Below are 6745 nucleotides of genomic sequence, written 5' to 3' on the forward strand. Positions count from 1 at the left end.
CGCGCCTCGGGACGCGGGGGCGGGCGGTCGGGCCCCGCCGACCCGCCCCGCCCTCCCCCTCGCCGTGTACGGGCTACAGCACCTTCGACAGGAACGACTTCGTCCGGTCGTGCTGCGGGTCGGTCAGCACGTCGCGCGGGTGGCCCGACTCGACGACCACGCCGTCGTCCATGAAGACCAGCGCGTCGCCGACCTCACGGGCGAAGCCCATCTCGTGGGTGACGACGATCATCGTCATGCCGTCCTCGGCGAGACCGCGCATGACGTCCAGGACGTCGCCCACCAGCTCCGGGTCGAGCGCCGACGTGGGCTCGTCGAAGAGCATCAGCTTCGGCTCCATGGCCAGCGCCCGGGCGATGGCCACCCGCTGCTGCTGTCCGCCGGAGAGCTGCGAGGGGTAGTTGTTCGCCTTGTCGGACAGGCCGACCCGGTCCAGCAGCCGTTCGGCGCGGGCCCGGGCGACCGCCTTGGACTCGCGCTTGACCTGGACGGGCGCCTCCATGACGTTCTCGATGGCCGTCATGTGGGGGAACAGGTTGAAGCGCTGGAAGACCATGCCGATGTCCCGGCGCTTCAGGGCGACTTCGCTGTCCTTGAGCTCGTAGAGCTTGTCGCCCTTCTGGCGGTAGCCCACCAGCTCGCCGTCGACGGAGAGCCGGCCGGCGCTGATCTGCTCCAGGTGGTTGATGCACCGCAGGAAGGTCGACTTGCCGGAACCGGACGGGCCGATCAGACAGAAGACCTCGCGCGGGGCGACCTCCAGGTCGATGCCCTTGAGGATGTGCGCGGCGCCGAAGGACTTGTGGACGCCCTCGGCCTTCACCATGGCGGTCATGCCATGCCTCCCTTCGGGCGGCCCAGCGACAGCATGTTGGCCTTGATCTTCTGCATCGGGGTGAGCGGCAGACTGCGGCTGGAGCCGCGGGCGTAGTACCGCTCCAGGTAGTACTGCCCGATGCTCAGCACCGAGGTCATGATCAGATACCAGGCCGCGGCGAGGAAGTACATCTCCACCGGGGCCCCGGATGCCTGCCCGATGTCCTGGGCGTATTTGAAGAGTTCGTAGAACTGCACGGCCGCCACCAGCGAGGTGGTCTTGAGCATGTTGATGACTTCGTTGCCCGTCGGCGGCACGATCACCCGCATGGCCTGCGGGATCACGACGCGGCGCAGCGTCTTGGCGTGGCTCATGCCCAGCGCGTGGGACGCCTCCGTCTGGCCCTCGTCGACCGAGAGCAGACCGGCCCGGCAGATCTCCGCCATGTACGCGGCCTCGTTGAGGCCGAGTCCGAGCAGCGCCGTCAGCAGCGGCGTCATGAAGCTCGACCAGTAGTCCTTGTAGATCGGCCCGAGGTTGATGTACTGGAAGACCAGGCCGAGGTTGAACCAGACGAACAGCTGGACCAGGACCGGGGTACCGCGGAAGAACCAGATGTACGACCAGGCGATCGACGAGGTCACGGGGTTCTTCGACAGGCGCATGACGGCGAGCAGGATGCCGCCGACCACGCCGATCACCATCGACAGGGCGGTCAGCAGCAGGGTCTGGCCGACGCCGGTGATGATGCGGTCGTCGAAGAAGTAGTCCGGGACCGCGCCCCAGTTGATCTTGCCCTGGCTGAACGCGTAGATGATCGCGACGAGTGCGGCGATCGCGATGACCGCCGAGACGTACCGGCCGTAGTGCCGGACCGGGATGGCCTTGATCGCCTCGGGTCCGGCCGCCGGGGTGGGGGATGCGGGCGGCTCTTCGGCCGGGCCCGTCTTCTTCTCGATGTCAGTCACGGCTGATGCCTTTCAGCGCCGGATCCGGTCAGGATCCGCCGTTCAGCTTGGCCTCGGTGACCGCACCGGCCTCCACGCCCCACTTGGCGATGATCTTCTCGTACTCGCCGCTCTTGATGATGGCGTCCATGGCCGCCTTGACGGCCGCGGTGAGCTTGTCGTTGCCCTTGGCGACGGCGATGCCGTACGGGGCCGCCTCCACCTGGTCGCCGACGAGCTGGAAGTCCTTGCCGCCGCCCGAGGTCTTCACCGCGTACGCGGCCACCGGGAAGTCGGAGGAGCCGGCGTCGGCCCCGCCGGAGCGCAGCCGGGTCTGGGCCTCGAGGTCGTTGTCGTAGGGCTCGATGGCGATCTTCTTGCCGCCCGTACACTTCTTCGACTCGGTCTTGGCGAGGTCGTGCGAGACGGTGTTGCGCTGGACGGCGATCTTCTTGCCGCAGAGGTCGGACCAGGTCTTGATCCCCTGGTCGTCACCCTTCTTGGTGTAGATCGAGACGCCGGCGGTGAAGTAGTCGATGAAGTCGACCCCTTCGCCGACCTTCTTCTTGGTCTCGGGGTCGACACCCTCCTGGCGGTCCTTGGTGTCGGTCATCGCCGACATGGCCAGGTCGTAGCGCTTGGAGCGCAGACCCGTGACCAGGGTGTCGAAGGTTCCGTTCTCGAACTGGAACTCCACGCCCAGCTCCTTGCCGAGCGCCGCCGCGAGGTCGGGGTCGATGCCGACCGTCTTGCCGGACTTGTCCTTGAACTCGACCGGCGGGTAGGCGATGTCCGAGCCGACCTTGATGACGCCCTTGGACTTGATCTCCGGGGGGAGGAGGTCGGCGGCGGAGCCGGCACCGGTGGAGGCACCGGTCGTGGTCTTCGCCGTGTCCGAGCCGTTCTTGGTCTGGTCGCCACAGGCGGTCAGCAGCATGGTGCCGGCGACCGCGATGGCGCCGACCGCTGCAATCCGGGACTTCGCGGTCGTACGACGAGTGGTGCTTGCGGTCATGATCGGGTTCCTCCGGCAGATGAGGGTGGTGTTGCCAGGCGGTTTGGCACACGGCGTCGGGTGTCGCCGCCTTGTGCGATTACGGCATCTTGCCATTCGGACCAGCGCATTCAGGGGGCCGGGCATGTCAAAATCGGGTAACGGGCGATCCCCGAACCTCGCGAGGCCGGTACCGCGGGCCGGACCTTCTATCGGGTTCCTTTCCCGCGGCCGCAGAATCTGCGGCGCGTCTCAGTCAATGGACGTCAATTCGCCGCGTGGCGGACTTGTCCAGATATTCGTCTATGAGTCACGTCACCGCGTGGGCGTGGACTCGTCCGTGACCCGGTCCGTCCGGTATGAAAGACGTTTACACCCCTCATCCGGGGCTCAGGGCGCGTGTGCGGCGCGCCCGCGCGTACGTACCTCCCCCCTGTCGGGCGGGCCAATCGCCCAGCGCAGGGGACGTACGCGGTGCCCGCCCACCCCTCCTCAACCAGGAGTGGCCACCCTCAAACGATGAAGACTTAAGGGGTCAACACCATGGCAGCGGAGATCGTCAATCCTCGCAGCGACAGCAGCACAGACAGCACGGACAACGCGGGCAGCGCGACCGACGAGCCGTTCGATCCGGCCTTCGCTCTTCACCGCGGCGGGAAGATGGCCGTGCAGGCCACCGTCCCGATCCTGAACAAGGACGACCTGTCCCTCGCGTACACGCCCGGTGTGGCGAAGGTGTGCAGCGCGATTGCGGACAATCCCGAACTCGTCCACGACTACACCTGGAAGTCGCAGGTCGTCGCCGTCGTGACGGACGGCACGGCGGTGCTCGGGCTCGGCGACATCGGACCCGAGGCGTCCCTCCCCGTGATGGAGGGCAAGGCGATCCTGTTCAAGCAGTTCGGCGGTGTCGACGCGGTGCCGATCGCGCTCGCGACCACCGACGCCGACGAGATCGTGGAGACCGTCGTCCGGCTCGCCCCGTCCTTCGGCGGTGTGAACCTGGAGGACATCTCGGCCCCGCGTTGCTTCGAGATCGAGCGCAAGCTCCAGGAGCGGCTCGACATCCCGGTCTTCCACGACGACCAGCACGGCACCGCCGTGGTCACGCTCGCGGCTCTGCGCAACGCCGCGAAGCTTTCGGGCCGCGGCCTGGGCGAGCTGCGCGCCGTCATCTCGGGCGCGGGCGCCGCCGGGGTGGCCATCGCCAAGTTCCTGCTGGAGGCGGGGCTCGGAGATGTCGCCGTCGCCGACCGCAAGGGCATCGTCAGCCGGGACCGCGAGGATCTGACGGACGTCAAGCGGGAGTTGGCCGCGCTCACGAACAAGGCCGGTATCTCCGGATCGCTGGAGACCGCGCTGGCCGGTGCGGACGTCTTCATCGGCGTCTCGGGCGGTACGGTCCCTGAGCGGGCCGTCGCCTCGATGGCGCCCGGCGCGTTCGTCTTCGCCATGGCGAACCCGAACCCCGAGGTGCACCCCGACATCGCGCACAAGTACGCGGCCGTCGTGGCGACCGGGCGGTCGGACTACCCGAACCAGATCAACAACGTGCTGGCGTTCCCCGGCATCTTCGCGGGCGCCCTCCAGGTGCGGGCGTCGCGGATCACCGAGGGCATGAAGATCGCCGCGGCGAACGCGCTGGCCGACGTGGTGGGCGACGAGCTGGCCGCGGAGTACGTGATCCCTTCGCCGTTCGACGAGCGGGTGGCTCCGGCGGTCACGGCGGCGGTGGCCGCGGCGGCGCGGGCGGAGGGCGTGGCCCGGCGCTGAGTCCTGGTGGGGTCCGGGGGCGGCGCCGCTCTTCGCGGGGGCGCTGCACCCGGACCCCTTCGCGGGGGCAGCGCCCCCGCACCCCCGCTCCTCGATCACCGGAGGGGCTTGGCTTCGCCCACCGGCGTGTGAGGCGCGGCGTCCGGGGCGAGGTCCGGGGCGGAGCCCCCGGGAGGGGTCCGTCACGCGCGGTGCGTGTCACACCCGCAGCCGGTTACGCCGGGCCGCCGCCCGGCCTATCGTCGGCCCCATGTTCGCCGCCTACGCATCCCGCCTCGACCGCGACCACCCCCTCAACGGCCTTGAGCTGGGCGAACGCCCCGCTCCTGGTGCGCGCCCGGGCTGGACCACCGTCAACGTCCGGGCCGCCTCCCTCAATCACCACGACCTCTGGTCGCTCCGCGGTGTCGGCCTCGCCGAGGACAAGCTGCCGATGATCCTCGGCTGCGACGCCTCGGGCACCGACCAGGACGGCAACGAGGTCGTCCTGCACTCCGTCATCGGCCAGACCGGACACGGGGTCGGCCCCGACGAGCCCCGTTCCATCCTCACCGAGCGCTACCAGGGCACCTTCGCCGAGCAGGTCACCGTCCCCAGCTGGAACGTGCTGCCCAAGCCGAAGGAGCTCACCTTCGAGCAGGCGGCCTGTCTGCCCACCGCCTGGCTGACCGCGTACCGGATGCTCTTCACCAACGCCGGTGTGCGGCCCGGCGATTCCGTACTCGTCCAGGGCGCCGGCGGCGGAGTCGCGACGGCCGCGATCGTGCTCGGCCGGGCCGCCGGGCTGCGCGTCTACGCCACCAGCCGCGACGAGGCCCGGCGCAAGCGGGCCGTCGAACTCGGCGCCATCGAGGCGTACGAGCCGGGCGCGCGGCTGCCCCACCGGGTCGACGCCGTCATCGAGACGGTCGGCGCCGCCACCTGGTCCCACTCGGTCAAGTCCCTGCGCCCCGGCGGCACGCTGGTCATCTCCGGGGCCACCAGCGGCGACCGCCCCTCGCACGCCGAGCTGACCCGGATCTTCTTCCTGGAGCTGAAGGTCGTCGGCTCGACCATGGGGTCCAAGGACGAGCTGGAGGACCTGCTCGCCTTCTGTGCGGCCACGGGGGTGCGCCCCCTCATCGATGACGTGCTGCCGCTGGACCGGGCCCGCGAGGGCTTCGAAAGGCTCGCCTCGGGCGACCAGTTCGGGAAGATCGTGCTGACTGTCAACTCTGGTTGACATGGAGAGTGTGTCAATGTACGTTGACACCATGACCGAAGCGACGGATCTCGCCGAGCGTGCCGGCGACCGCGACCCCCGTGTGGGGTTGCGGTCGGTCGCCGCGCTGCGGCGGCTGCTGGAGCAACTGGAAGCCGTACAAGTCGGAAGCGCCCGTGTTCAGGGCTGGTCGTGGCAGGAGATCGCGGCCGAACTGGGCGTCAGTCGGCAGGCCGTGCACAAGAAGTACGGGAGGCGTTGATGTTCGAGCGATTCACCGGAGGGGCTCGCGCCACCGTGACCGGTGCCGAGGCCCATGCCGGACGGGCCGGGGCCGGTTCGATCACCGAGGAGCACCTCCTGCTCGCGCTGCTGGACCAGGAGGGCGGCAGGGCGTCGTTCGCCCTGGCCGCGCTCGGCATCGGGGACCGCCGGGGCTCGGTGGAGGCCGCGCTGGCCGACGCCCGCAGGCGTGGCGGTATGACCAGGGCCGACGCGGAGGCACTCGCCGGCATCGGCATCGACCTCACCGCGATCGTGGACCGCATCGAGGAGGCGCACGGCGAGGGGGCCCTGGAGGGCGGTCGCAAGGGTCGGCGTCGCTGGACGGGCAGCCGGCCGTTCACCCGGGAGGCCAAGGGAATCCTGGAGAAGTCGCTGCGGATCGCGCTGGGCCGGGGCGACCGGTTCATCGGTGAGGAGCACCTGCTGCTGGCCCTCACCGCCAACTCCGGAGTCGTCGCCGACGTACTGGCCGAACACGGCGCCGACTACGGGACGGTCGAGCGTGCGCTGTACGGGGACGGGGGCGGCGGCGCGCAGCAGGACCGGAAGGCGGGCTGAGGCCCGCGCGGCGACGCCGACAGCGCGACGCCAACGGCAGGAACGGCAGGGGGGGGAACGGCCGGTGGGGGGCCGGAGGCGCTGCCCCCTGGCCCCCCACCCCGCACCAAAAAAAAAAAACCAACCCCCCACACCGAAAACCCAAACCGGTTGCGGGGGGTGCGTGGAAA

Annotated in this window: 7 protein-coding genes; 4 read left to right on the forward strand and 3 right to left on the reverse strand. The window is 69.7% G+C overall.

The features are described 5' to 3' along the window. Positions 1–73: 73 nt before the first annotated feature. From ACFVJX_RS33550 to ACFVJX_RS33560, 3 genes are read right to left on the reverse strand one after another with little or no spacing between them, the layout of a single operon-like run. A complete protein-coding gene (locus tag ACFVJX_RS33550) occupies positions 74–835 on the reverse strand; it encodes an amino acid ABC transporter ATP-binding protein (protein ID WP_384136805.1) in 762 nt (253 codons plus the stop codon). Further along, complete coding sequence (locus ACFVJX_RS33555) at positions 832–1785, reverse strand: amino acid ABC transporter permease (protein WP_384136803.1); 954 nt, start codon at positions 1783–1785, stop codon at positions 832–834. Before ACFVJX_RS33555 ends, ACFVJX_RS33550 begins: the two co-directional genes overlap by 4 nt. 28 nt (positions 1786–1813) lie before the next feature. Continuing rightward, the gene (locus tag ACFVJX_RS33560; protein ID WP_384136801.1) at positions 1814–2779 is read right to left on the reverse strand and encodes an ABC transporter substrate-binding protein; all 966 of its coding nucleotides are present in this window, start codon (positions 2777–2779) and stop codon (positions 1814–1816) included. A 522-nt stretch (positions 2780–3301) separates the two neighbouring features. Here ACFVJX_RS33560 and ACFVJX_RS33565 point away from each other — a divergent pair. The 4 genes from ACFVJX_RS33565 to ACFVJX_RS33580 all read left to right on the forward strand — a co-directional run bounded on the left by ACFVJX_RS33565 (position 3302) and on the right by ACFVJX_RS33580 (position 6575). Beyond that, a complete protein-coding gene (locus ACFVJX_RS33565; RefSeq protein WP_384136799.1) occupies positions 3302–4531 on the forward strand; it encodes an NADP-dependent malic enzyme in 1230 nt (409 codons plus the stop codon). A 250-nt stretch (positions 4532–4781) separates the two neighbouring features. Next, positions 4782–5753: a zinc-binding dehydrogenase gene (locus ACFVJX_RS33570; RefSeq protein ID WP_384136797.1), complete on the forward strand. Its 972-nt coding sequence runs from the start codon at positions 4782–4784 to the stop codon at positions 5751–5753. 31 nt (positions 5754–5784) lie between these two features. Beyond that, on the forward strand, positions 5785–5994 hold the full coding sequence (locus ACFVJX_RS33575; protein WP_384136796.1) for a helix-turn-helix domain-containing protein: 210 nt from the start codon (positions 5785–5787) through the stop codon (positions 5992–5994). Then, positions 5994–6575: a Clp protease N-terminal domain-containing protein gene (locus ACFVJX_RS33580; RefSeq protein WP_384136794.1), complete on the forward strand. Its 582-nt coding sequence runs from the start codon at positions 5994–5996 to the stop codon at positions 6573–6575. The genes ACFVJX_RS33575 and ACFVJX_RS33580 overlap by 1 nt, the downstream gene beginning before the upstream one ends. The last annotated feature ends 170 nt before the right edge of the window (positions 6576–6745 follow it).

Source organism: Streptomyces sp. NPDC127177 (assembly GCF_042672475.1).
Lineage (GTDB): Bacteria > Actinomycetota > Actinomycetes > Streptomycetales > Streptomycetaceae > Streptomyces.

Bases quoted from the DNA above. Each gene is read 5' to 3' on its own strand.
- ACFVJX_RS33550 (WP_384136805.1), bottom strand. From the start codon at position 835: ATGACCGCCATGGTGAAGGCCGAGGGCGTCCACAAGTCCTTCGGCGCC.
- ACFVJX_RS33560 (WP_384136801.1), bottom strand. From the start codon at position 2,779: ATGACCGCAAGCACCACTCGTCGTACGACCGCGAAGTCCCGGATTGCA.
- ACFVJX_RS33565 (WP_384136799.1), top strand. From the start codon at position 3,302: ATGGCAGCGGAGATCGTCAATCCTCGCAGCGACAGCAGCACAGACAGC.
- ACFVJX_RS33570 (WP_384136797.1), top strand. From the start codon at position 4,782: ATGTTCGCCGCCTACGCATCCCGCCTCGACCGCGACCACCCCCTCAAC.
- ACFVJX_RS33575 (WP_384136796.1), top strand. From the start codon at position 5,785: ATGACCGAAGCGACGGATCTCGCCGAGCGTGCCGGCGACCGCGACCCC.
- ACFVJX_RS33580 (WP_384136794.1), top strand. From the start codon at position 5,994: ATGTTCGAGCGATTCACCGGAGGGGCTCGCGCCACCGTGACCGGTGCC.